The organism is Streptomyces sp. WAC05374, from assembly GCF_004353505.1.
In the GTDB taxonomy this organism is placed as follows: domain Bacteria; phylum Actinomycetota; class Actinomycetes; order Streptomycetales; family Streptomycetaceae; genus Streptomyces.
In genome coordinates, this window is record NZ_SMNQ01000001.1 from 797,999 (window position 1) to 824,548 (window position 26,550).

The 26,550-nt window shown below is 74.3% G+C and carries 8 protein-coding genes; 4 read left to right on the top strand and 4 right to left on the bottom strand.

Annotated elements, in window-relative coordinates:
* Positions 1 to 179: 179 nt before the first annotated feature.
* From E2B92_RS03630 to E2B92_RS03645, 4 genes are all read right to left on the bottom strand, one after another.
* Positions 180 to 389 (bottom strand): MbtH family protein, encoded by a 210-nt coding sequence (locus tag E2B92_RS03630; RefSeq protein ID WP_126883341.1) that lies wholly within the window; start codon positions 387 to 389, stop codon positions 180 to 182.
* The gene (locus E2B92_RS03635) at positions 386 to 15,889 is read right to left on the bottom strand and encodes a non-ribosomal peptide synthetase (protein ID WP_126883342.1); all 15,504 of its coding nucleotides are present in this window, start codon (positions 15,887 to 15,889) and stop codon (positions 386 to 388) included. The genes E2B92_RS03630 and E2B92_RS03635 overlap by 4 nt, the downstream gene beginning before the upstream one ends.
* Positions 15,890 to 16,245: 356 nt before the next feature.
* On the bottom strand, positions 16,246 to 17,286 hold the full coding sequence (locus tag E2B92_RS03640; protein ID WP_200836910.1) for an iron-siderophore ABC transporter substrate-binding protein: 1,041 nt from the start codon (positions 17,284 to 17,286) through the stop codon (positions 16,246 to 16,248).
* Between the two features lie 99 nt (positions 17,287 to 17,385).
* The gene (locus E2B92_RS03645) at positions 17,386 to 18,738 is read right to left on the bottom strand and encodes a lysine N(6)-hydroxylase/L-ornithine N(5)-oxygenase family protein (protein WP_126883343.1); all 1,353 of its coding nucleotides are present in this window, start codon (positions 18,736 to 18,738) and stop codon (positions 17,386 to 17,388) included.
* 261 nt (positions 18,739 to 18,999) lie between these two features.
* Here E2B92_RS03645 and E2B92_RS03650 point away from each other — a divergent pair, with 261 nt between their 5' ends.
* From E2B92_RS03650 to E2B92_RS03665, 4 genes are all read left to right on the top strand, one after another.
* A complete protein-coding gene (locus tag E2B92_RS03650; protein WP_126883344.1) occupies positions 19,000 to 19,947 on the top strand; it encodes a methionyl-tRNA formyltransferase in 948 nt (315 codons plus the stop codon).
* Between the two features lie 334 nt (positions 19,948 to 20,281).
* Complete coding sequence (locus tag E2B92_RS03655; RefSeq protein ID WP_312846019.1) at positions 20,282 to 23,164, top strand: helix-turn-helix transcriptional regulator; 2,883 nt, start codon at positions 20,282 to 20,284, stop codon at positions 23,162 to 23,164.
* Between the two features lie 160 nt (positions 23,165 to 23,324).
* On the top strand, positions 23,325 to 24,143 hold the full coding sequence (locus tag E2B92_RS03660; RefSeq protein ID WP_235023670.1) for a hypothetical protein: 819 nt from the start codon (positions 23,325 to 23,327) through the stop codon (positions 24,141 to 24,143).
* Positions 24,143 to 26,542: a bifunctional serine/threonine-protein kinase/ABC transporter substrate-binding protein gene (locus E2B92_RS03665; protein ID WP_126883345.1), complete on the top strand. Its 2,400-nt coding sequence runs from the start codon at positions 24,143 to 24,145 to the stop codon at positions 26,540 to 26,542. The genes E2B92_RS03660 and E2B92_RS03665 overlap by 1 nt, the downstream gene beginning before the upstream one ends.
* Positions 26,543 to 26,550: the final 8 nt, after the last annotated feature.

A 26,550-nucleotide genomic window follows, 5' to 3' on the forward strand; every position in this document is an offset into this window, starting at 1 on the left:
GGCCCTTGGCCGCCCGGCGCCGGTGCGGCACCCCTGTGCCCACCGGCGCCGTTCGTCGTGCCCGGCCGGCGGCACCGCCATGGCCGGGCCGCGGCCCCGTGGCACGAGGAAAGACACCGCCGCCCGCGGAGAGTCCGTCTCTCCGCGGGCGGCGGTGCGGTGCGTGCGGTGGGCCCGCGTCAGCCCTGCCGGGCCGCCAGGCTCGCGGGACGCAGGTCGGTCCAGTGCGTCTCCACGTACGCGAGGCAGGCCTCGCGGGTGTCCTCGCCGAAGGCGGTCCGCCAGCCGGCGGGCACCTCGGCGAAGGACGGCCACAGCGAATGCTGGTTCTCGTCGTTCACGAGGACCAGGAAGCGGCCCTGCGGGTCCTCGAACGGGTTGGTGCTCATGCGTCGTCACTCCTCGTGGACTGTACGGTGAACAGCTCCGAAAGGGGCTGCTCGGGGTCGGCCGCGGCGGCGCGCAGCAGGGTCTGAAGTTCTTCGGCGAGCCGCCGGGCCTTCGCCCGGCCGAGCAGGCTGTTGGCGTGGATGAGCTCGCAGTGCACCGGGCCGTCGCCCTGGGGCTCGTAGAAGCTGAGGGTCAGCTCGGTGCGGGCGGTGCCGGTGGGGACGGCGTGGAAGGAGCCCATGCCGCCCTCCAGGCGGTCGAGGTCCGCCTGTTCGTGGTGGATCACCATGACCTGCGGTCCCTCCGGCGGCAGTCCGGTCTCCCGGACGACCGCGTCGAACGGCACGTCCTGCCGGTCGAGTGCGCTGAGCGTGGTCTCCCGTACCCGGGTGAGCAGCTCCGCGAAGGACGGGTCACCCGAAGTGTCCGTACGCAGCACGACCGTGTTGAGGAAGCAGCCGACGAGGTCGGCGAGCTGGTCGTCACCACGACCGGCGACCATCGTACCGATGGGCAGGTCGGTGCCGGCGCCGTGGGCGGTGAGCAGGGCCGCCAGCGCGGAGTGCAGCACCATGAACATGCTGGTGCCGGTCGTCCGTGCCAGTTCGTCCACGGCCGCGTGCAGTGCCTCGTCCAGGACGAAGCCCACGTGGTCGCCGCCCCGGGCGTCCGGGCGCGGCCCGTCCGTCGGGAGCGCCAGCCGCTCGGGGACGTCCGCCAGCGTCCGCCGCCAGTAGGCGAGCTGGCGACCGCCCCGGCTGTCGGGGTCGGCCAGGTCGCCGAGCACCTGGTGGGCCCAGCGCGTGTAGTCCGCGTACGTCACCGGCAGCGGCTGCCACTCGGGCGCCCGGCCGTCGGCCCGGCTCGCGTAGGCCCGGGTCAGGTCGCGGAAGAGCGGGACCACGGACCACTCGTCCACCGCGAGGTAGTGCATGGTCAGCAGGACCGCCTGCCGGCCCTGCGGGTCCGTCAGCAGGTGGGCGCGCAGCGGGGCCTCGCGCTCCGGTTCCGGTGTTCCCGCGGCGAGTTCCGCGAGCCGGGCGTCCAGGTCCGCGCACGGCTCGGACACCAGCGCCGGAGCCGGGGCGGGCCGCCGGAGCAGGGTGCCGCCGTCCTCGGCGAACGCGGTGCGCAGCGGCTCGTGGCGCGCGACCACGTCGGCGAGGGCCGCCGCGAGCGCGCCGGAGTCCAGACCGCCGGGGGCACGCAGCACCAGGGCGTGGTCGAAGCCGGGGCTGCGCCGGTGCGACTCCCACTGCCAGCGCTGGACGGGAGCGGCGGTGAGCGGGGCGTCGTCCCCGTCCACGCCGGGGCGCAGGGCCGGACGGGCCGCCGCGGCGCCCTCCAGCTTGCCCGCCAGGCCGGCCACCGTCAGCGCGTCGAACACGTCCCTGATGCTCAGCTCCACACCGAACTCGGCGCGGATGCGGCCGAGGAGCCGCATCGAGGCCATCGAGTGACCGCCCAGGGCGAAGAAGTTGTCGTGGACGCCGACCTCGTCGAGCTTGAGGATCTCGCAGAACAGCTCCGCGAGGCGGGCCTGCGTCTCGGTGGCCGGCCGGGCGTCGCCGGTCATCGCCGACCAGTCGGGGGCGGGCAGGGCCTTGCGGTCCAGCTTGCCGTTGGGCGTGAGCGGCAGGGGGCCGTCCAGCGCCACCACGAGCGCCGGAACCATGTACTCCGGCAGCAGTCCGGCCACGTGGGCCCGCAGTTCCTGCGGGTCCAGGCCGTCCGCTTCCGGTACCGCGTAGCCGATCAGGCGCACGATGTCGCCGTCCCGGTCCGGCAGTACGGCCGACTGCGCGACCGCCGGGTGCGAGGCGAGCGCCGCCTCGATCTCCCCCAGCTCGATCCGGAAACCGCGCACCTTCACCTGGGTGTCGACGCGGCCGAGGAAGTCGAGGTTGCCGTCGGCCCGCCAGCGGGCGCGGTCGCCCGTGCGGTACATGCGGGCGCCGGCCGGGCCGAACGGGTCGGCGACGAACCGCTCCGAGGTCAGTCCCGCCCTGCCGAGGTAGCCGCGGGCCAGGCCGCGTCCGGAGACGTACAGCTCGCCCACGACGCCGGGCGGGACCGGCCGCAGGTGGTCGTCGAGCACGTAGCAGCGGGTGTTGGGGTCGGGCCGGCCGATGGGGACCCGGCCGGAGGGCCGGCCGCCGTGCTCGCGGGCGGGCCACAGCGTGGAGTTGACCGTCGCCTCGGTGAGTCCGTACGCGCAGATCAGGTTCGCCGTGGCGCCGAAGCGCTCGAACAGGTCCGGCGGCACCGTCTCCGTACCGACGAGGACGGTCGATCCCTCGGGCAGTTCGCAGCCCGGCGGCAGCGCCGACACCAGCGACGGCGGGAGGATCATGTGGGTGATCCGCTGGTCGGCGAGGAAGTCGGTGAGGGCGGGGCCCGCGACCCTGGCCTCGTCGGTGATGAGGACGAGGCGCCCGCCGTGGCACAGGGCCATCGACAGCTCGAAGACGAAGACGTCGAAGCCGATCGAGGCGAACTGCAGCACCCTGCTGTCGGCCTCCAGGCCCATCCGGTCGACGGCGGTGGCCACCAGGCTGGCGATGCCCTCGTGGGGGACGACGACGCCCTTGGGACGGCCGGTCGAGCCGGAGGTGTAGATCACGTACGCGGCCTGGTCCAGGCCGGCGGGCCCGCCCGGGAGGGGGGTCTGCGGCAGACCGTCCAGCTCGGCGGCCACGGAGGGCGCGTCCAGCAGCACCACGGGTACGCCCGCGACCTCCGGCAGCTTGCCCGCCACCGGCTCGGTGCCGACCACGAGTGCCGTGGCCGAGTCCTCGATCATGTAGGCGAGCCGGTCGGCCGGGTGGGCCAGGTCGAGCGGCAGGAACGCCGCGCCCAGCTTGAGCGCCGCGAGGACCGTGGCCACCATGTCGATGGAGCGGGGCACGGCCACGCCGACCACGCTCTCCGGGCCCACACCGCGGGCGGCCAGCAGCCGGGCGACGGCGTTGGCACGGGCGTCGAGCTGCGCGTACGTCACGGAGCGGGAGCGCTCGACGACGGCGACCGCGTCGGGCCGCTCGGCGAGCCGCCGCGCGAAAAGGGCGGGCAGGGTCTCCTCGTCGACCTGGCGCGGCAGGCCGTTGAAGCCCTCCAGGACCAGGTGGCGCTCGTCGGGGGCGAGGATCTCCGCCCGCGAGAGGGGCTGGTGCGGGGCGGCGGCCAGGGCCGCGACCAGGGCGCGCAGCCGGTCGCCCAGCCGCTCGGCGGTCCGGTGGTCGAACAGCTCGGTGGCGTACTCCAGTCGGCAGACCAGGGATGCGGCGTCGCCGTCGGCGTCCGTCCGCTCCGTGAAGCTGAACACCAGGTCGAACTTGGCCGAGCGGATGCGGAACGGCACGTGCTCCACCCGGAGCCCGGCCAGTTCCAGCTCCGCGCCGGTGCGGGTGTGGTGGCCGACCATCACCTGGAACAGCGGGTTCCGGGACAGCGAGCGGGTCGGGTTGAGCTTCTCCACGACCGACTCGAACGGCACGTCGGCGTGGGAGAAGGCCGCCAGGTCGGTCTCCCTGACCCGGGCCAGCAGCTCGGTGAAGCTGGGGTCGCCGCTGAGGTCCGTGCGGAGGACGAGGGTGTTGACGAAGAAGCCGACCAGGTCGTCGAGCGCCTCGTCACCGCGCCCCGCGATGGGCGAGCCGAGCGGGATGTCCGTACCGGCGCCCATGCGGTGCAACAGGGCGGCCACAGCCGCGTGCACGACCATGAACATGCTGGCGCCGGTCTCGCGGGCGAGCCGCTTGAGCCCGTCGTGGACGTCGGCGTCGAAGGCGATGTCCAGCTCGGCGCCGGTGAAGGCCGGCCGCGCGGGGCGGGGCCGGTCGGCCGGCAGTTCCAGTTCCTCGGGAGCCCCGTCCAGGGCCGACTGCCAGTACGCGAGCTGCCGGGCGGCCAGGCTGCCGGGGTCGGCGGGGTCACCGAGCAGCTTCTGCTGCCACAGGGCGTAGTCGGCGTACTGGACGGGCAGCGGCTCCCAGTCGGGGGCCGCTCCGGCGATCCGGGCCTCATAGGCGGCGGCCAGGTCCCGCAGGAACGGGCGGTCCGACCACTCGTCGGTGGTGATGTGGTGCAGGAGGATCACGACCACGTGGTCGTCCGGCGCCACCTCGATGACCGTGGCGCGCAGCGGAAGCTCGGCGGCCAGGTCGAACGGCCGGTTGATCGCCGCGTCGACCAGGCCGGGCACCTCGTCCTGCGGGGCCCGGACGTGCTCGACGGCCGGCCGGGCCTCCTCGGCGGGCAGGACCCGCTGGAACGCCTGGCCGTCGCGCTCGCCGAAGACCGTGCGCAGGGCCTCGTGACGGGCCGTCACATCGGCGAGCGCGGCGCTCCATGCCTCCGGGTCGAGGGCGCCGCGCAGGCGCATCACCAGGGGGAAGTTGTACGCGGCCGAGGTGCACTCGATCTGCTGGATCACCCACAGCCGCTGCTGGGCGTGGGAGAGCGGCAGCTCGGCGGGGCGTTCGCCGGCCGTCAGGGCCGCCCTGGCGGCACCGGCCGGACGGCCCGCGCGCTCCACCAGCTCCGCCACGGTGGGCGCCTCGAAGAGGTCGCGGATCGCGAGTTCGGTGCCGAGCGCCGTGCGGGCCCGGCCGATGAGGCGGGTGGCCAGCAGCGAGTGGCCGCCCAGCTCGAAGAAGTCGCTGTCGATGCCGACGCTGCCCTCCGGCAGCCCCAGCACCTCGGCGAACAGGGCGCACAGCGTCTCCTCCCGCGGAGTGCGGGGGGCGCGGCTGGGCCCGGTGCCGCCGAACTCCGGGGCGGGCAGCGCCCTGACGTCCAGCTTGCCGTTGACCGTCAGCGGCAGCGTGTCAACGGTGACCAGCGCCGAAGGGACCATGTAGTCCGGCAGCCCGGCCTTGAGGTGGTCGCGCAGCCGCTGGAGGAGGGACTCGCCCGGCTCGGTGCCGGGCTCCGGCACGACGTAGCCGACCAGCCGCTTGGTGCCGGTGGCCTCGTTGACGACCACGGTGGCGTGCGCGACCTCGGGGTGCGCCGACAGGGCGGCGGCGATCTCGCCGAGTTCGATCCGGTACCCACGGATCTTGACCTGGTCGTCGGTGCGGCCGAGGAAGTCCAGCAGACCGTCGGGCCGTTGGCGCACCAGGTCGCCGGTGCGGTACATCCGCTCGCCCGGCCGGCCGAACGGGTCGGCGACGAAACGTTCGGCGGTCAGGCCCGGCCGGTCGTGGTAGCCGCGGGCCAGGCCGGTGCCGGCGATGTACAGCTCGCCGGGGCTGCCGGGCGGGACGGGCCGCAGCATCGCGTCGAGAACGTAGGCGCGGGTGTTGCGGATGGGCAGACCCACGGTGGGGGTCGCGCTGTCGACGGTGGAGCCGCCGAGGGTGTTGATCGTGTACTCGGTGGGACCGTACAGGTTGTAGCCGTAGGTGCCCTCGGTGCGGCGCAACTTCGTCCACACCGTGTCGGACACGGCCTCGCCGCCGAGCAGGACGAGCGCGGGCCGGTGCCTGCCGGCCGCCTCGTCGTGGTCGAGGAGGCCCTCCTCGATGAGGAGCTGGGCATACGTGGGGGTCACGTTGACCACGTCGACGCGGTGCCGGTCGCAGTAGGCGACGAGGGCCTCGGCGTCGCGGCGCAGTTCCTCGTCGCAGACGTGCACCTCGTGTCCCTCGACCAGCCAGAGGAGCTCCTCCCACGACATGTCGAAGGCGAAGGACACCGTGTGCGCGATGCGCAGCCGCCGTCCGCCGGCCGAGGCGATCGCCGGGTCGAACACCTCCCGCTGGTGGTTGAGCTGCATGTTCGTCAGGCCCCGGTGGGGGGTGACGACGCCCTTGGGCCGGCCGGTGGAGCCGGAGGTGTAGATGACGTACGCCGGGAACTCCAGACGGTCCGCCACGTCGTGGGCGAACGCAGGCCGCTCCGCGTCGGAGATCTCACCGGCCGCGAGGCCCGCCAGCTCGGCGGCCACGTCCGGTGCGTCCAGGAGGAGTTCGGGGGCGGCGGGGCCGGTGTCCCCGCGCAGGGTCGGGGCCACGGCGGTCGTGGACAGCAGGCACAGCGGTCCGGTGTCCTCGACCATCAGCCGCAGCCGGTCGGCCGGGTGGTCGAGGTCCAGCGGCAGGTAGGCGGCGCCGGTGCGCAGGACGGCGAACAGCGCGGCCACCATGTCGATGGAGCGCGGCAGCGCGAGCGCCACGACCTTCTCCGGCCCCGCGCCCCGGGCGAGCAGCAGGCGGGCGATCCGGTTGATGCGGGCGTCGAGCTCCGCGTACGTCAGCGAGCGTTCGCCGAAGACCAGCGCGACCGCGTCAGGGGTACGGGCGACCTGGGCGGCCAGCATGTCGGCGACCGTCTCGTTCGGCACCGGCTCCCGGCTGCCAGCCCATGCGGCGGCCAGGGAGTCCCGCTCCCCGGGCAGCAGCAGGTCCAGGGCGCCGACACGGGCGGTCAGGTCGCCGATGAGCCGTTCGACGAGGGCACCGAAGCGGTCCAGCGTGGCGCCGGCCTGCTCGTCGTTCACGAGGTCGGGGCGGTACTCCAGCTTGACCTGGACCGTTTCGGCCGGGTTGACGATGAGGGTCATCGGGTAGTGGGTGGCGTCGACGCTGCCCACCCCGGCGATGCCGTGGCGCTCGGTGAGCTCCCGGAAGGCCCCTTCGTCGGCGAAGTTCTGCAGGACGTACAGGGTGTCGAAGAGGGTGGGGTGGCCGCCGGCGCGCTGGAGTTCGGCGAGGCCCAGGTACTCGTGGTCCATCAGGGCCACGCGCTCGCTCTGGACGCGGCGCAGCAGGTCCCCGACCGGCTCGGCGGGGTCCAGGGTGATCCGCTGGGGCACGGTGTTGAGGAACATGCCGATGGTCGTGTCGACGCCCGGTACGTCCGCGGGGCGTCCGGCGACGGTGGCGCCGAAGACGACGTCGTCGCGGCCCACGGCGGAGGACAGCACGAGCGCCCACGCGGCGGACAGCACCGCGTTGATGGTCAGTCCGTGCTCGCGGGCGGTGTCGCGCAGCCGGTCGCTGAGGGCGCGCCCCAGGGCGAGGGTGCGTCGGCGGGGGATCGTCGGCTCGTCGCCGCGTTCCCGGGCGACGAGGGTCGGCTCCTCGAGTCCGGCGAGGGCGCCGCGCCAGGTGGCGCGGGCCGTGTCGAAGTCCTGCCCGGCGAGCCAGGTCAGGTAGTCCCGGTAGGTCCCCGGCTTCTCGAGGGCGCTGTCGTCCCCGGCAGCCGCGTAGAGCTCCAGGAGCTCGCCGAGGAAGAGGGACTGCGACCAGCCGTCCCATGCGACCAGGTGGTGGCTGAGCATCAGCCGGTCGGTCGTCTCGGTGAGCCGTATCAGGGTGAGCCGGAACAGCGGGGGCGCGGTCAGGTCGAACCGCTGCCGCCGGTCGGCGTCGGATATCTCGGCGAGCCGGGCCCGGCGCTCGGTCCCGGTCAGTCCGGTCAGGTCGATCTCGGTCACCGGTGCGGGCAGTTCGTCGGCCGGGCACACGAACTGGACCGGTTCGGGCAGGCCGTCGCCGGTGATGCCGGCGCACAGGCTGGGGTGGCGGCGCAGCAGGGTCGCGCAGGCCGCGCGGAGCCGGTCGGCGTCGAGCCTGCGGTCGAAGTCGAAGGTGTCCTGCGCCGTGTAGACGTCCAGCCCCGCCGTGTCGTAGCTGGCGTGGAAGTGGATGCCCTGCTGGAGCGGCGACAGCGGCCAGATGTCGGCCACCGGCGCCGGGGCGGCCCGCTCGACCAGGTCGATGTCGGCCTGGGTGAGGGCGACCAGCGGTACGTCCGAGGGGGTGAGGGACGGGCGGAGGCCGGGGGCGGCGGTGCGGGCGACGAGCTCCCGCAGGGCGTCGGCCCAGGCACGGCCGAGGGCGTGGACGTCGTCCTCGGTGAGGGCGTCGCCGTCCGGCCAGGTCCAGGTGGCGCGCAGCTCGGGGCCGGCGGGGGTGTCCGCGCAGACGGCGTTGACCTGGAGCGGGTAGGGCAGGGCGAGGTCGGCGTCGGGTTCGACGGCGAGCGCGTCGGACTCGACGGCGGGAGCCCAGTCACGGGTCTGCTCGGCGGGAAGCCGGCCGAAGTAGTTGAACAGCACCTGGGCGGTGGACAACTGGGCGAAGACCGGGGCGAGCTGCGGGTTGAGGTAGCGCAGCATGCCGTATCCGGCGCCCGAGTCGGGGGCGGAGCGCACGGTCTCCTTGACCTGCTTGAGCGTGTCGAGCGGGTCGGCGGCGGCGGGCAGGCGGACCGGGTGGAGGCTGGTGAACCAGCCCACGGTGCGGGACAGGTCGGCGCCGGTGCCGTCGCGGCCGTGGCGCTCCAGGTCGATCAGCAGGTCGCCGTCGGCCGGCGGGGTGCCGTCGTGTGCGGAGCGCCAGCGGGTGACGGCCAGCCGCAGCGCGGCGAGCAGCACCTCGGTGACGTCGGCGCCGGCCGCGGCCGGTACGGCGGTCAGCAGGGCGCGGGTCTCCTCGGCGGGCAGGGTGACGACGTGCTCGCGCGCCGCGCCGGCCGTGCCGGTGCGGGTGGCCCCGGGCAGCAGGTCGGCGCCGGGCGCCAGAACCTTGGCCCAGTAGGGGAGTTCGGCCTGCCGCTGCGGGGAGGTGGCCTGCTCCGCCACGTCGCGGGCGAACCGCCGCAGTGAGGTGGGGACCGGCTCCAGGGCCGGGGCCCGCCCGTGTTCGACGGCGTCCCACGCGGCGGCGAGGTCGCCCAGGAGCACCCGCCAGGACACTCCGTCGATGACGAGGTGGTGGACCACCAGGAGCAGACGGCCGGGCCGCTGCGGGCCCGCGTCGAACCACACGGCCTGCACCGTCGCGCCGGCGTCCGGGTCGAGGCGGCCCGCCGCGGCGTCGGACTCCTCGGCGATCGCCGCGCGCAGCGCCGTGGCGTCGAGGTCGCGTACGTCGACGCGGCGCAGCAGCGCGGCGGCGTCAAGGGAGCCCGGTGCCGTGGTCCGGGCGGACCACAGGGCGGGGATGGCCGGGCCGAGGTCCATGCGGGTGAGGACGAGCCGCAGCCCGTCATGGTGGTCGAGGACCGTCTGGAGAACCCGTGTCAGCTTGTCGCCGTCGGCGCCGACGGGTGCCTGGAGCAGCATGGAGAGGTTGAAGCGGCCGATGGTGCCGCCGTCCTCGCGCAGTTGGTGGACGATGGGCAGGAGCGGTACGTCGCCCACGCCCTCGGGGTCCGCGGTCACCGCCGGTGCCGCGTGCGCGGACGTGGTGAGCGCGGCCGCGAGGGCGGCCGGGGTCCGGTGCTCGAACACGTCCCGCGGGGTCACCTGGAGGCCCGCCTTGCGGGCGCGGCTGGAGACCGACATGGACAGGATGCTGTCCCCGCCCAGGACGAAGAAGTCCTCGTCCGCATCGACCCCGTCGATGCCCAGCACCTCCGCGAAGATCGCGCAGAGCCGCTGCTCGTCGCCTTCCCGGGAGTCGCGGCCCGCGCGCCGGCGGACCTCGGGGGCGGGCAGGGCCTTGAGGTCGGTCTTCCCGCCCGGGGTGCGCGGCAGTTCGGCGAGCCGGACGATGTGGCTGGGCACCAGCGGCGCGGGCAGCGAGCCGCTCAGGGCCTCGCGCACGGCCTCGGTGTCCAGGTCCCCCGCCCCGGCGGCCGGCACCACGTAGGCCACGAGCTGCTTGGCTCCGCGCTCGTCGTCGCGTGCCACGACGACCGCGTCGCCGACGGCCGGCTGGTCCCGCAGCCGGGCCTCGATTTCCCCGAGCTCCACCCGGTTACCCCTGATCTTGACCTGGTGGTCGGTGCGCCCGAGGTAGGTGAGCACACCGTCTCCACTGAACTGAACCATGTCCCCGGTGCGGTACATCCGCGTCCCCGGGCCGCCGAAGGGATCGGCGACGAAGCGCTCCGCGGTCAGCGCGGCGCGTCCGTGATAGCCGCGGGCGAGCTGTCCGCCCGCGATGTAGAGCTCGCCCGGCTCGCCCGCCGCCACAGGGCGCAGGCAGGCGTCGAGCACGTACAGCCTGGTGTTCCACACCGGCTGCCCGATGGGCACCGTGCCGCCGTTCCCGGGGGCGGCGCCCGCTTCCCAGCTCGTGACCTGGATGGTGGCCTCGGTGGGGCCGTACACGTTGAACAGCGGTACCCCGGTGCGTTCGTGCCAGCGCCGCGCCAGCGGGACGGGCAGCGCCTCTCCGCCGCTGAAGGCGCGGCGGAGGCCGGCCCACCACTCCCCCTCGCCGTCCTCCGCGAGGAGCGCCCCGTAGAGGGAGGGCACCAGGTCGACGCCGGTGACCCGCTCGCGGCGGATCAGGTCGATCAGGTACGCCGGGTCCCGGTGCCCGTCCGGGCGGGCGATCACCACGGTGCCGCCCGCGACCAGCGGCGCGAAGATCTCGAGTACGGAGGGGTCGAAGCTGGTCGAGTACTGGTGCAGCACCCGCTCCCCCGGGCCGTATCCGAACCGCTCGGCGGTCCACAGGAGCTGGCCGAGGACCGCCCGGTGCGGGACGACGACGCCCTTGGGGCGGCCCGTGGAGCCGGAGGTGTAGATCACGTACGCGGCGCCGTCCGGATGGGCGGGCGCGCCGGCCGGGGCGGCGGCACCGGTCTCCTCGCCGACGACCAGGTGGGTCACGCCGTCGAGCGAGGGCAGCCGGGTCCGGGACGCGGCGGTGACGACGACGGTCCGCGCCCCGGAGTCCTCGAGCAGGTGGCGCACCCGGTCCGCCGGGTAGTCGACGTCCACCGGGAGGTAGGCGGCGCCCGCCTTGAGGACGCCGAGCAGGGCCACGACGGTGTCCGCGGAGCGGGGCACGGCGACGGCGACGACGGACTCGGGCCTCACCCCGTGCGCGAGCAGCCGGCCGGCCAGGGCGTCGGCGCGCGCGTCGAGTTCGGCGTACGTGGTCGGTCCCTCCTCGTCCGCCAGCGCGACGGCGTCCGGGGTGCGGCGGGCCTGCCGGGCGAAGGCCGCGTGGACCGTGTCCCCGGGCAGCTCCCGGTCGGCGCCGGCCAGCAGGCCGAGGATGTCGCGCTCCTCGCCGGGCGCGGTCAGGGCGAGCCGGGCGACCGGGCGCAGCGGGTCGGTGACCACCTGGTCGAGCAGGAGCCGCAGCCGGCCGGCGAAGCGGCGGGCCGCCGCGCCGTCGAGCCTGGCCGGATCGTGGTCCAGGCGCAGGGTGAGCCCCTCGCCGGGCAGGACGGTCAGGGCCAGCGGGTAGTGGACGGCGTCGCGGATGTGCGAGCCGGTGATCCGCACCAGGCCCGCCGGGTCGGTCGGTTCGCCCGCGTCGGGGAGGTTCTCCACGACCACCAGTGCTTCGAACAGTTCGCCGCGTCCGACGGCCCGCTGGATGGCGGCGAGTCCGGCGTGCTGGTGGTCGAGCAGGTCGGCCTGCTCGTCCTGGAAGCGCGCGAGGACATCGGCGAACGACTCCTCGGGCTGCCACTTCAGGCGGGCGGGGAGCGTGTTGATGAGGAGCCCGACCAGGGTCTCGACGCCTTCGACGCCGGCCTGCCGGCCCGAGACGGTGCTGCCGAACACCACGTCGCGCGTGCCGGTGAGGTCTCCGAGCAGGAGTCCGAAGCAGCCCTGGACGACGCTGCCGAGGGTGAGCCCCAGCGTGCGGGCGCGCGCGGTGAGCGCCGCGGTCGCCTCGGCCGGCAGGTCCACGGTGACGGTGCCGGTCCGGGCCGCGCCGGGGGCGGCCTCGCGTACGGGGAGCCGGGCCGGGCCGTCGAAGCCGGCGAGGGACTCGCGCCAGGCGTCCAGGGCGCGGTCGGTGTCCCGGGACGCGAGCCAGGCGGCGTAGGCCCGGTACGCCGGGTCGTCCTCGGCCGTCGCGGGCGCGGTGCCGGGGCGGTAGCCGTCCAGCAGTTGCCGCATGACGAGCGAGACCGACCAGCCGTCCATCACGATGTGGTGGAGCGTCAGCACGAGCTGCGACCGTTCGGCGCCGTGGCGGATCAGCGCGGCCCGCATCAGCGGCGGAACGGCCAGGTCGAATCGTTCCGCCCGTTCCTCGGCGGCGATCGCGTCGGCCGCCGCCGCCCGGTCCTCGGGGCCCTGGCCGGACAGGTCGGCGAACCGCCAGGGCAGGGCGGCACGCTCACCGATGAGCTGCACGATCCTGCCGTCGGGGAGCTGGTGGAAGGCGGCGCGCAGCAGCGGGTGCCGGTCCAGGAGCCCCTGGACGGCTGTCCGCAGCGCCTCGGGGTCGACGTCCCCGGCCAGTTCGACGACGTCCTGTACGGCGTAGGCGTCGGCGCCCGACGCGTCGACGGCGGCGTGGAAGTAGAAGCCCTCCTGGAGGGGGGTGGCGGGCACGGCGTCCATGAGGCCAGGGACGGCGGCGGCGCACTCGGCGCGCTCCGCGCCGGTCAGCGTGACGAGGGAGAACGGAGCGGGCGGAGCGCCGCTCTCGCTGCGGGGGGCGTCCGGTGCGTCCCCCGTGAGACGGGCGAGCGCCGCGACCGTGCGGTGGCGGAACACGTCGCGCGGGGTGAGGGCGTACCCGGCCTCGCGGGCGCGGTTGACGAGCTGGATCGCGACGATGCTGTCGCCGCCCAGCTCGAAGAAGCTGTCGTGGACGCCCACCGACGGCAGCCCCAGCAGGTCGGCGAAGAGTCCGGCGAGGGCCGTCTCGGCCGGTGTGGTCGGTGCGTCGTCGCCGGCCATCGCGGTCCACTGGGGTGCGGGCAGGGCCCGGCTGTCGAGCTTGCCGTTGGGCGTCAGCGGCAGCGGGCCGTCGAGGCGGACGAGGGCGGACGGGACCATGTGGTCCGGCAGCGTCTCGGCGATCCGGGCGCGCGCCTCGGACACGGCGCTCTCGGCGTCCGTGACGGTGCCGCTCTCAGCGACGAGGTAGGCGACGAGCCGCTTGACGGCCCGGTGGTCCTCGCGGACCAGGACCGCGGCCTGGGCGATGCCGGGGCAGGCCATGAAGGCGCTCTCGATCTCGCCGGGCTCGATGCGGTGGCCGCGGATCTTGATCTGCCCGTCCGCGCGGCCGAGGAACTCCAGATTGCCGTCGGCGCTCCAGCGCACCCGGTCACCGGTCCGGTACATACGCGCGCCCGGCCCGGCGAACGGGTCGGCGACGAAGCGCTCCGAGGTGAGCGCCGCCCGGCCGAGGTAGCCGCGGGCCAGGCCGCGTCCTCCCACGTACAGCTCTCCCTCGGCGCCGACCGGGACGGGGCGGAGGGCGGAGTCGAGCACGTAGGCACGGGTGTTGGGGTCGGGGCGGCCGATGGGCGCGGGGCCGGGCCGGTCGGCGTCCGCGATCCACAGGGTGGAGTTGACCGTCGCCTCGGTGAGCCCGTACGCGACCACGACCTGGAGCCGGCCGGCCCAGCGGGCGATCAGCTCGCTGGGCACCGCCTCGGTGCCGACGATCAGCACGGCGCCGTAGGGCAGCTCGCACTCCTGGGGCAGGGCCGAGACCAGCGACGGGGGCAGGATCATGTGGGTGGCGCGGTGGCGCGCGATGTAGTCGGTGAGGGCCGGCCCGGCGACCCGCCGCTCGGTGGGGACGACGATGATCCGTCCGCCCACGCACAGCGACATGATCAGGTCCCAGACCGTCACGTCGAAACCGACGGAGGCGAACTGCACCACGCGGCTGTCCGCGGTGATGCCGATGCGGTCGGTGGCGGTGGCGATGAGGCTGCCGACGCCGTCGTGCGAGACCACCACGCCCTTGGGGCGGCCGGTGGAACCCGAGGTGTAGATGACGTACGCGGCCTGGTCCAGCGTGACGGGGACGGCCGGGTCCGCCGGGTCGAGGGCGGCGCACTCGGCGGTCACGGCCGGGTCGTCGAGCAGGACGCGCCGGGCGGCCGGGGCGGCCGGGAGGCCGGCGGACAGCTCGCTCGTCGTCACCAGCGTGCGGGCGTCCGCGTCGTCGAGCATGTAGGCGATCCGGTCCTGCGGATGGTCGGCGTCCAGCGGCAGGTACGCCGCCCCGGCCTTCATCACGGCCAGCAGGCAGATCACGAGCTCCGGGGAGCGCGGCAGGGCCACGGCGACGACGTCCTCGGCGCCCACGCCCCGGGCGGCGAGCAGGTGGGCGAGACGGTTCGCGGCGGCGTTCAGTTCGGCGTACGTCAGTTCCCGGTCCTCGCACACGAGTGCCACCGCGTCCGGGGTGCGCCGCACCTGGTGCTCGAATGCGGCGGGCCAGGACAGCTCGGGGGCCTCGCAGGGCGCGACGCCGAACTCGCCGAGAAGCCGGGCGCGCTCGTCGCCGGAGGTGAGTTCGAGGTGGCCGACGGGCCGGGAGGGGTCCTCGGCGAGGGCGTGGAGCAGCGTGAGGAACCGCCGCTCGTGCTCGGCGAGTGCCTGCTCGTCGCAGACGTCGGCGTCCGCGTCGAAGACGATCCGCAGGCTCTGCCCCGCCCGGGAGTCGGTGACGGTGATCGCGAGGTCGCTGACCGCGCCGAGCCACAGGGGGAGCAGTTCCCAGTCGAGTGCGCCGAAGCGGAGTCCGCGCGGGTGGGGCAGGACGTTGACCGTGGGGCCGACGAGCTCCTGGACACCGTCGACCAGCCCCAGTTCGCGGGCCAGGTCCTCGGCACGGTAGCGGCTGTGGGCCACGGTTTCGGCGATGGCCGTGCCGGTCTGCGCGAGCAGTTGGGCGCCGGTGGTGTCCGGGCGGACGGTGAGGCGCAGCGGGAGGATGTTGGAGACCATGCCGGGGATCCGGGCGGTCCCGGGGTCCTGCCGGGTGGTGACGGGCAGGCCGAGGACGAGGTCCCGCTCGCCGGAGGTGCGGTGCACGTAGGCGGCGACGGCGGCCACCAGGAAGCGGGAGGGCCGCAGGCCGGCGGCGGACGCGGCGTCACGGATGCGGGCTGCGGCGGCGGCTTCCAGTTCGGTCGTGCGGCGCAGCCGTCGCTTCGTCAGCGCCCGGGACCGCTCGACGAGCCGTACGGGCTCGGGCCGGCCGGCCATCCGCTCCAGCCAGTACGCGCGGTCCCGCCCGTACTGCTCCGAGGCGCGGTAGGCGGTGTCGGCGTCGACGAGCCGGTGCAGCGACCAGTCGGGGGCGGGGGCCGAGGCGCCGTGGGTGTAGAGGTCGCCGGCCCGGGTGCAGAGCTCCATGAGGGTGGCACCGTCGACGACGATGTGGTGGTAGCGCTGGTACCACCAGACGCGGTCGTCCGCGAGGCGGATCAGCGCGTGGGCGGACAGGGGGTCCGCGCCGAGGTCGCAGGGGCGGTCACGGTCGGTCTCGGCCCACCGGAGAGCCGCCGCCCGCGCGTCGTCCTCCTGGCGCAGGTCGACGACCGGCACGCCGGCGTGGACGGAGACGGGTGTCTGACGGGGTGCGCCGCCCTCGGTGACGATCCGTACGTGCAGGCTCTCGGCTTCCCGGACGGTCTGCCGGACGGCGGTGGCCAGGCGGTCCAGGTCGATGTCACCACGCAGTTCGAGGACGAACGAGACGTTGTAGGCCGAGCTGTCCGGCTCGATCTGCTGAGCGAGCCAGATGCCGGATTGCCCGCCGGTGACGGGTATGCCGGCAGCGGTCGTCCGGTCCGACTCGGCGTCAAACATCGTTCGCGTGGCCTTTCCCTGGTGGTGCGTCAGCGATGGGGTGTGGGGTGCCGGCCGTCGGCGACGGCTCGGTCACGTCGATGGCGTGGGGATCGGAAGGACCGTGTCGCGGGAGCGGGCGGCGCCGGTGCCGGGGTCCTGGTACGGCGCGCAGAGGCCGTGCTGGTGCTGATGGGTCTCGAGTTCGCGGTGCGGCGGCCCATGAACCGCGACGGTGCGGGGCCTGGCCCGGGGGCCCGGATGTTCCGTCACGTCCGCCGGTGTCCGGCGGCGCGTGCTCCACCCGCCGGGCCGGGGACGGCGACCGGGCGGGTGGAGGGGCCGGACGGAGCCGGCGGTGTTCTCGCCGGGACGGCCTACTTGACGGCCTCGAGCATCGGGACGACCTGGTCGATGGCGTACGGGATCGACAGCACCGTGTTGAAGGAGAGCGCGGCGCCGATGTCCGGGCTGTCGTATGGCAGGAACAGGTCCCGCTTCTCCTGGTGCACCTTGGTCTTCTTGTACAGCGGGTCGGCCTTCATGGCCTTCTCGGTGTCCGGGGTGCCCAGCCACACCGTGCGGTCGGCCTCCATGACGTCGAGGCGCTCGACGCTCAGGTCCGCGATGTTCTCCTTGCCGAGGGCCCCGCGGTACGCCTCGGAGGTCGTGAAGCCCATCTCCGACAGGAAGATGACCTTCGGGTCCTTCGGGGAGAACGCCGAGAACTTGCCCGGCTCGTAGGGCTCGCCGACGGCGACCGTCTTGCCCTTCCACTCGGGGTGCTTGTCGCGCACGGCCTTGAACCGGGCGTCGATGCCGGCGATGAGCTTCTCGGTCTCGGCGGACTTGCCGAGCGCCTTGCCGATCTGCCGGGTCATGTCCTGCCACGGGGCCTGGTAGTCCTCGTGGCCCTTGGGCTGGGCGACCACCTTGGCGATCTTGGAGAGGGTGTCGTACTGCTCCTTCTTCATGCCGGAGTACTGCGCGATGATCAGGTCCGGCTTGAGGGCGGCGATCTTCTCGACGTTGTACTCGTCGCGCTCGCCGACGATCTGCGGCGGCGTCGAGCCCCACTTGTCCTTGGCCCAGGCCCACTTGCCGTACGGCTGCTCCTTGAACCAGTCCACCGCGCCGACCGGCTTGGCGCCCAGCGCCAGCACCGCGTCCTGGTCGGAGAGACCGAGGGTGACGATCTTCTTCGGCTCCGCGTCGATCGTCGTGCTGCCGTACTTGTGCTCCACGGTCACCGGGAAGGCGGCGCTCTTGGCGCCGGCCCCGGCCGGTGCCTTGGACTCCGGCTTGTCCCCCTCCCCGCCGCCGCAGGCGGCCAGGGCGAGAGCGGCGGCCGTGGCGACGGCCACGCGGGGGATGCTTCTGGCGAGCCGCGTCAGCGCGGGGCGTGTACCAGTGGACACGGTTGTTCCTTTCGCGGGGGTTTCACGGTGCGTGCCCGGACCGCCGGGCATGCGGCGCTGCCGGCGGTCCGGACGGGAACGGGCTTCCTTGCGGGGCCGCTAGCGGGGCGAGCCGACCCCGTCCGCGACCGGCCGGGCCTCGTCCGGCACGGCCTTCAGGTCGCGGTCCAGGATCGAGCCCAGTATTTCGCCCACCCGTATCGCGGTGTTGGACAGCAGGGAGGAGGTGATGCCGTGGGTGTGCTCGGTGCCTCCCTGGAGGTAGATGCCGCACCGCAGTTCCGCGTCGGTCGCGATGCGGTAGTCGCGCTCGACGCGCACCCGCCCCTGCTCGTCACGGTGGCAGCGGTCGGCGACCTCCCCGAGCAGACCGAGCGCGTCGGCCTGACGGTATCCGGTGGCGCACACGACGACGTCGGCGTCCAGCGGGGTCTCCTCGCCCGTGACCAGCGACGTGACCGTGGCACGGACGCCGTCCCGGGTCTCCTCGACGCCCGTGAGCCGCGAGACGTTGAGGAAGCGCAGGCGCTCGGCGCCCATGACCTTCTCCTGGTACGCCTGCCGGTACAGGTCGTCGATGAGGTCGATGTCCACCACGGAGTAGTTGGTGTTGCCGTGGTAGTCCATCAGCTTGCGCTTGATGTCCTCGGGGGCCGTGAAGTACTCGTCGACGGCGGCCGGGTCGAAGATGCGGTTGGCGAAGCTGCTGTCGTCGGCGGGGCTGTACCCGTAACGGGAGAAGACGGCGCAGATCTCCGCCTCGGGGAAGCGCCGGTGCAGGTAGGCGACGTTCTCGGCGGCGCTCTGGCCGGCGCCGACGACGACGAAGCGGGACGGGTCGGTCCCCTCCAGGCCGTCGACCTTCGCGAGGAGGTCGGAGTTGTGCCAGACCCGGTCGGTGCGCTCGATGCCCTCCGGCATGAGCGGGCGCAGTCCGGTGCCGATGACGAGGTTGCGGGCGCGGTGGACGACCACCTCGGCGCCCGAGCGGGCCGTCACGTCGAGGTACTCCACCACACCGTCACGCACGACGGGTTCGACGGCGATGACCTGGTGGCCGTACGAGACCATGTCGTCGACCTTCGCCGCGGCCCACTCGAAGTAGTCGTGGAACTCCACGCGCAGCGGGAAGAGGTTCTTGTGGTTGACGAAGTCGATCAGGCGGCCCTTGCTCTGCAGGTAGCAGAGGAAGCTGTACTCGCTGCTCGGATTCCGCAGCGTGACCAGGTCCTTGAGGAAGGACACCTGCATGGTCGCGTCGTCGATGAGCATGCCGCGGTGCCAGCCGAAGCTGGGCTGCTGCTCGAAGAAGTGGGCGGTGACCGCCTCCTGCCTTCCGACGCGCGCGTTGTGCTCGCTCAGCGCGATCGCCATGGCCACGTTGGACGGCCCGAAGCCGATGCCAATCAGGTCGTGGATCAGTGGTGCGTCGCCAGGAAGAGCCTGTGACATGTCACTCCCATTCGTGCGGGCAAGCCGCCCGTCAGCGTGCTGCCGGGCGTGGGGGAAAACGGGGAGTCCAGGCACGCCGGTGACCGGCAGCCGATCGGAACTTAGGTAACGCTAACCTGATCCAGCCGACCTGTCGACGGGACAAAGCGGGCAACACCCTCATTCATGGAGGTCAACCGGCCTGGAATTGGGGCTTGTTGCAGCCTTAGGTAAGGCTTGCTTTACTGATCCGGTCACGCACTCTTCTGAGGAGGAACCCCTATGCGGGTCGTCATGTTCGGTTATCAGACCTGGGGCCATCGCACCCTGCAAGCGCTCCTGGACTCCGAACACGACGTCGTGCTGGTCGTGACGCACCCCAAGAGCGACCACGCCTACGAGAAGATCTGGAGCGACTCCGTCGCCGACCTCGCCGAGGCGCACGGCGTCCCCGTGGTCATCCGCAACCGGCCGGACGACGACGAGTTGTTCCAGCGCCTCAAGGAGGCCGACCCGGACATCATCGTGGCCAACAACTGGCGCACCTGGATACCGCCGCGCATCTACACCCTGCCGCGCCACGGCACCCTCAACGTCCACGACTCGCTGCTGCCCAAGTACGCGGGCTTCTCCCCGCTGATCTGGGCCCTCATCAACGGCGAGCGGGAAGTCGGCGTCACCGCGCACATGATGGACGAGGTGCTCGACGCGGGCGACATCGTGGACCAGCGCGCCGTGACGGTGGAACCCACCGACACGGCCACGGACCTCTTCCACAAGACGGTCGACCTGATCGCCCCCGTGACGATCGGCGCCCTCGCCCGGATCGCGGCCGGCGAGACCGAGTTCACCAAGCAGGACCGCTCCCAGGCCAGCTTCTTCCACAAGCGGTCAGAGGAGGACATCCGCATCAACTGGGACTGGCCCGCCGACGTCCTGGAGCGCCTGGTCCGCGCCCAGTCGGCCCCCTACCCGGCCGCCTTCACCTTCCACAAGGGCAAGCGGCTCGAGATCCTCTCCGCCGTCGTCTCCGAGGGGCGCTACGGCGGCACCCCGGGCCGGATCTTCTACCGCGAGGGCGACGGCGTGGTCATCGTCGCCGGCGCCGATGCCCGTACGGGCCGCAACCACGGCCTGGCCATCACCCGGGTACGGACGGAGGACGGCCGCGAACTGCCCGCGACCGAGTACTTCACCGCCATGGGCGGCTACCTGACGAGCCGTCCCTGACGAGGGCGGCATCCACCCCCGCCACCTGATCACCGGCCCGCCCGGACGGCCCCGCGGGCGGGCCGTCCGGTGGGGCCACGAGCTCCCGTCACAGGGCGTGCGACCCGGTCGCCCGGTTCCTTGGCGCCTGCCTCCCACCGCCCGCGGCGGTCCTGACGTTCCGCGCGTCACCGCTGCCCCGCCGCCTGCGCCGTCCACCACCTCGTGCGGCGCCCACGGGGCGGCCGGCCCGCGCCCCCGTCACCGCCTGGAGGGGCACGGCACCGCCCCGTAGGGTGACCTGTCGGGGGACGAGGATCGACGCAGGTGAGCGATCACATCGGGGGACGGGAACGTGGCGGGACTGGTGGGCAGGTCGGCGGAGCTCGAACAACTGGATGCCCTCCTCGCGGGCCTGGGCCGTTCCGGATCGCCGGAAGTCGTCGACGTCGTCGGCGAACCGGGCATCGGCAAGAGCAGGTTGCTCGACGAGGTGTGCGCGCGGGCCCGCCGCGCCGGGGTCACCGTACTGCGCGGACGGGCCACCGAGTACGAACAGCACGTTCCCTACCAGCTCTTCACGGACGCCTTCGCCGACGCCGGACCCGGCGCGGAAGACGCCCTCGCCGAGGTGCGGTCGGTGGTACGGGGCGTCCGGCACGGCCCCGGCGACGGCTCCGTCGGGAGCGCCGCCGCCCGGTTCGGGCCGCATCGTGCGATCGCGGCGTTCCTGACCCGGCTCGGCGAGCACGGTCTGGTGCTGGCCCTGGACGACGTGCACTGGGCGGACCCCGCGTCGCGCGAACTCGTGGATCATCTGGTCCGGCACCCCCCGCGCGGACGCGTCCTGCTGGTGGTGGCCCGGCGCGTCCGGCAGACGCCGACCTCCCTGACCGCGGCGCTGACGCGCGGCGCGGACAGCGGGACCGTGCTCCACCTCGCCCTGGCGCCGCTCACCGAGCGGGAGTCCGTCCTGGCGCTGGCGCCCGGCATCGGCGAGGACCAGGCCAGGCGGCTGCACGCGGCCAGCGAGGGCAACCCCCTGTACCTGCTGGCGCTCGGACACGCCCACCGCACCGGGGCGTCGCTGCCGGGCCTCACCCCGGGCACCCCCGCCGACGCCACGGGCGCCGGGTACGCGGCCGGAGTACCGTCCGGGCTCGCCGCGCTGCTGCTCGACGAGCTCGGCTCGCTCACCGCATCGCAGCACCGGCTCGTCGAGGCGGTGGCCGCGCTCGGCGACCACGCCTCCTCCGCACTGCTGGCCGCGGTGGGCGAGCGATCCGTACAGGAGGTGGAGCAGGAGACCGAGGCCCTGGTGGCGCGCGATGTGCTGCGGGCCGGGCCGGGCGGCCGGTGGACGCTGCGCCATCCGCTGGTACGGGCCCTGGTCCACGAGCGGACCGCGCCGGGGCGGCGGGCCGGACTCCACCGCCGCGCGGCGGTGGAGCTGGCCCGGCGCGGCGCTCCCGTCACCGAGCGGGCCGGCCACGTCGCACGGGCGCTGACCACCTGGGACGCCCCGGCGGCGGAGGTGCTGATCGAGGCGGCAGCACGCTTCGCGTCCACCGCTCCGGCCACCGCCGCCCATCTGCTGGACGTCGTCCTGACCCATATGCCGGACACTGCCGACCGTTTCGCACAGCGCGGCGAGCTGGTGCTGGCACGCGCCCGCGCGCTCGGCGTCAGCGGGCACCTCCGTGAGAGCCGGGACCTGCTGCACACCCTGATCGAGACCGCCGGCAAGGACCATCCGGAACTGCGGACGAGTGCCGTCGCCCAGTGCGCCGTGATGGAGCGGCACCTCGGCCACTCCCCCGAGGCCACCGCCCTGCTGCGCCGGGAACTGTCCCGCGATCCCGGCCCCTCCCCCGCCCAGGCGGTCTCCCTGCGCCTTGCCCTCGGCATGTCCGCCCTGCTGACCGCGTCCTACCCGCAGGCCCGCGCGGACGTCGCGCGGGCCGTCGCCGTCGCCCGCGCCGACGACGATCCCACCGGTGAGGCGGCGGCGCTCGCGCTCGCGGCCCTGGGCGAGGCGTACGAGGGAGAGACGGAGGCGGCGGCCGGGTTCGCCGACTCCGCCGCGTCCCTCGCCGACGCGCTGACCGATCCCGGCCTCGCCGGTCTGTGCGAGGCCCTGGTCTGGCTGGCCTGGGCGGAGACCCTGCTCGAGCGCTACGCGGACGCCGAGCGGCACATCACCCGGGGGCTGGGCATCGCCCGTCGCACCGGACAGCTCCACGTCCTGCCCCACCTGTTGACGAGCCGCGCCTTCGTCCACCTCACCACGTGCCGCCTGCCGTCCGCGCTGGAGGCCGCCGAGGAGGCGGAGTCCGTCGCCCGGGCCGCGGGCAGCGACGACCTCCTGGGCTTCACCCTGGCCATCAAGACGCTGGTGCTGTTGGTGGCCCGGCCACTCGGCGACACCAGCGCCCTGACCACCGGCGAGGAGGCCACCGCGGCGGCCGGCCGCAGCAGGGGCTGGTGGTCGTCGCTGGCCTGGTGCATGCTCGGGCACGCGGCCTTCGTCGGCGGCGACCCGCATCGCGCCCAGGAGGCCATCACGGCGGCGGGCGGCGGCCCCGGACTGCCCCTGCTCCAGCCGTCGATCCGTCCGGGCCAGCTCGACAGCCTCGCCGCCGCGGCACTCGGCGCCGGGGACGTCGAGGCGGCCGGCCGCTGGGCCGCCCAGGCCACCCGCGAGGCCGACCGGCTCGGCCTCGACGGCCAGCGGGCGGCCGCCCTGCGCGCCCGGGCCACCCTGGCCGAGCACCGCGGCGAGACGGCCGAGGCGGTACGGCTCCTCGACGCGGCGGCCCAGGAGTACGTCCGCTGCGGCCAGACCCTGTGGGAGGCGTACTCCCTGCTCCGGGCGGCGCCCCTGGTGCACCGCACCGGGCAGGGGGCACGCGCCGCCGCCATGTGGCACCGGGCCCACCGCATCGCCGACGGCGGCGGCGCACGCCTGCTGGTGGACCTCGCCGAACTGATCCGCCCGCTGGTGATGGCCGGGACACCGGAGCTCCCGGCGCAGCTCGCGGAGCTGACCGCTCGTGAGCTGGAGGTGGCCGGGCTGGTGGGGCAGGGGCTGAGCAACCAGGACATCGCCGCCCGGCTCCACCTCAGCCGGCGCACCGTCGAGGCCCACCTGTCCTCGATCTACCGCAAGGCGTCGGTGCCGTCCCGCGCGGCCCTCGCCGGGCTCATGACCCGCGTCGGACTGGGAGCCGGGCCGTGAGCGGTACCGGTGGACCGCGTCCTTCCCGCCGCCTCCGCACCGCACACCCCGCGACCGGGCGGAACCCGTAGTCGATTACGTAATTCCCCCGAGGCCGCCACCCCCCGCCGCCGTCTACGTTCGACCGGTCGGACGGCTCGAGCGGTGCAGAGGGGACTGCGTGAGAGGCAACACCGGTGGTGCGGGCAGCAGTTGGGTGGCGGTCCTGGTGACGGGGGCTCTGCTGGCGGGGTGTTCGGCTCAGGCGGCGGACGGCGGGTCCCCGCGGCGGGCCGGGGCGTCCGCGCACACCGCCTCGCCGCGCGCCGCGGTGTCCCCGCCGGGCGGGTCGACCGCCGCCCCCGTCTTCACACCCGACGCGTCCCTCGTTCCCAGAACGGCTGAGGACGGTCAGAGACTGGTGGAGTCGGTGGTGCCGGCTCCGGGCGACTGGGGGCGGGGCTTCGTCGCCCAGGATCCGGCCGTGAGCCGGCCCGGCACGTGGGCCGTGCTGGACGACGGCTGCCGCTGGGGGCGGGAGCAGGCCCCGCGGGGAGTACTGGCCGCTCTGTCCCGCTACAGCGTGCTGCCCGCCGACGGCTCCCGGGGCGCCGTCAAGGTGACCGCCGCGGCCACCGTGCACGCCTCCGCCCTCGGCGCGGACGAACAACTCAGCACCACGCTGGAGGAGGTCCTGCGCTGCCCGGAGCAGCGCCCCCGGGCCGACGCCCTGATCACCGGCCTGAACTCGCTCGGCACCCCCTTCGGCGCCCGGGAGCAGGAGCACGCCGACGACTCCGTGCTGGAGGCCGGGCTGTACGTCGAGAAGGGCGGCGCCGCCCAGCCGTACCGGTGGATGGTCGCCCGGCTGGGCACGGTCGTCGTGGCCGTCTCCGTGACGGGCGCGAAGGGCCACACCGAGCAGGAACTCCAGCAACGGGGCGCCGACGCCCTGGGGCAGATGCTGGCGCGCGTCCAGCAGCGCCTGAAGGGGAAGTGATGGACCCGCTGCGCACCTCCGACCCGTCCGTACTGGCGGGCCACCGGCTGCTCGGACGACTCGGCGCGGGCGGGATGGGCGTGGTCTACCTGGCCCGCTCGGCCGGCGGCTCCCTGGTGGCACTGAAGGTGATCCAGGCCGAGTACGCCGAGGACGCCGGCTTCCGGGAACGGTTCCGCAGGGAGGCGGAGACGGCCCGCCGGATGACCAGCCCCTGGGTGGCGTCCCTCGTCGACGCGGACCCGGACGCGCCGCAGCCCTGGCTGGCCACCGCCTTCGTGCCGGGGCCCTCGCTCGGTGAGGCCGTCGCCGCCCACGGGCCGTTGCCCCTGCGGAGTGTGCGCGTGCTGGGGGCTCGGCTCGCGCGGGCGTTGGGGGACCTGCACGGCGTGGGCCTCGTGCACCGGGACGTGAAGCCGGGCAATGTGCTGCTGGCGCTCGACGGGCCCCGGCTGATCGATTTCGGTGTGGCCCGCGATCCGCGGGACACCGGGCTCACCTCGACGGGCGTGGTGGTCGGCACCCCTGGTTTCCTGCCACCGGAACAGGCGCACGGCACGGGGGAGTTGAGCGCGTCGGGCGACATCTTCTCGCTCGGGTGCGTGCTGGCCTTCGCGGCCACCGGCCGGCCTCCGTTCGGCACCGGGTCGCTGGACGCGCTGCTGTACCGCACGGTGCACGAGGCCCCGGACCTGGCGGGCGTACCCGTACCGCTCGGCGAGGTGGTGCGCGGCTGCCTGGAGAAGGACCCGCGGCGGCGGCCCACGGCGGAAGCGCTGTCGGCGACGCTCGACGGCGCCGCGTACGCGACCCCACCCGACCCACGGGAGGCGCTGCGGGCGGTGCGTCATCCCGCGCCCCCGCGCGACACCGACGCGCCGGACGCGGACGTGCCGGTCACGGACGTGCCGGGCGCGGACGTGCACGACGCGGACGTGCCGGTCACGGACGCGCCGGACACCGGTGGCGCGCCGGACGGGGTCTGTGGCGGTGAGCGCGAGCAGGCGGCCGACGGGCGACTGCCCGCGGACGACGCCTGGTTGCCCGAACCGTTGGTACGGCTGATCGCCGAGCGCTCGGCGGCCGGGCTCGCCCTGCCCGCCGTCGACGAGACGGAGGTCGACCCCGCGTCCGCCGGTACCGCCCCGCCCGGCACCGCCCCGCCGGGCACCGCGGCCGCGCGGCCCGCGGCCCGTACCGTCGGCAGACGCCGGTTCCTGCTGCTGACCGGGGGCGCGGCGGCCGTCGCGGCGGGGGGCGGACTGGCGGCGTGGGCGGCGCTCGACCGGGACGGCGGCGGGGAGGGCGACGCCGGCCCGGTGCACACCCTCGGCCTGCACGCAGATCTGACGGGCCATCAGGGTGCCGTCGGCCGCGCCCAGGAACGCGGGCTGCGGCTGGCGGTCCACGAGTTCAACGCCCGTGCGGACAAGCCCTTCACCCTCGTGGTGAAGGCGGTGGACGACGGTGGCGATCCGGCCCGGGCAGCCGAGGCGGCCGGACAACTCGTCGCCGACCGTTCCGTGCTGGCGGTGATCGGGCCGACCACGGACGCCACCGCCCTGGCCTCACTGGCGGCGTACGACGCCGCGTCACTGCCGCTGATCGCGGTGACGCCCGGCGCCACCGCACTGCAGGTGATGGGCAGCCGGTCCTTCCTGCACACCCGGGTGACGGACACGCTGCTGTCCCTCTATCTGGACGTCCACCTGCGCGGGACGGCGAAGTCGCGCACGGTCGGGATCGTCGACGACCGGGCGGCGGACGCCCACGCCTGGGAGATCAGCAGCACCCTCGCGGCCGTCCTTCGCAAGGTCCCCCTGCCTGCCGTGCCCAAGGTGGTCAGCGCCCTGCGCACCGATTTCGGGCCGATCCTGGACGCCCTGCTGGACGGGGGCGCCGACTCGGTGGTCTTCGCCGGCTATCACGAGCGGGCCGCGCTGCTGGCCCGGGAGCTGCACCGCCGTGGCTTCCCCGGTGCCAGGGCCGCCGCCCAAGGGGTGCTCGACGCCCGGTTCCTGTCCGCCGCGGGGGACGCGGCCGACGGCTGGGTGATCGTCGCCCCGGCCATGGACGCGACCGTGGCACCCGGGGCGAAGGCGTTCCGGGCCGCCCACCGCGAGCTCTTCGGCGCGGAGCCGGAGCGGTACGCCGTGGAGACGTACGACGTGGCGCAGTACGCGGTGAAGACGCTGCGGTCACTGAGCGCCGGGCGCCGCACCCGGCAGGCTCTGACGACGGCACTGCGGTCGGGGTCGCACCGGGGCATCGCCCGCAACCTCGCCTTCGCCAAGGACACCGGGGCGCTGGTGGCCGACGGCAGCGGGGTCCACCTGTGGAAGGTCGAGGGCGGCCGGTTCGCGTACCAGGGCCCCGCGCCGTACCAGGTGGCCACCTGATGGGGCGT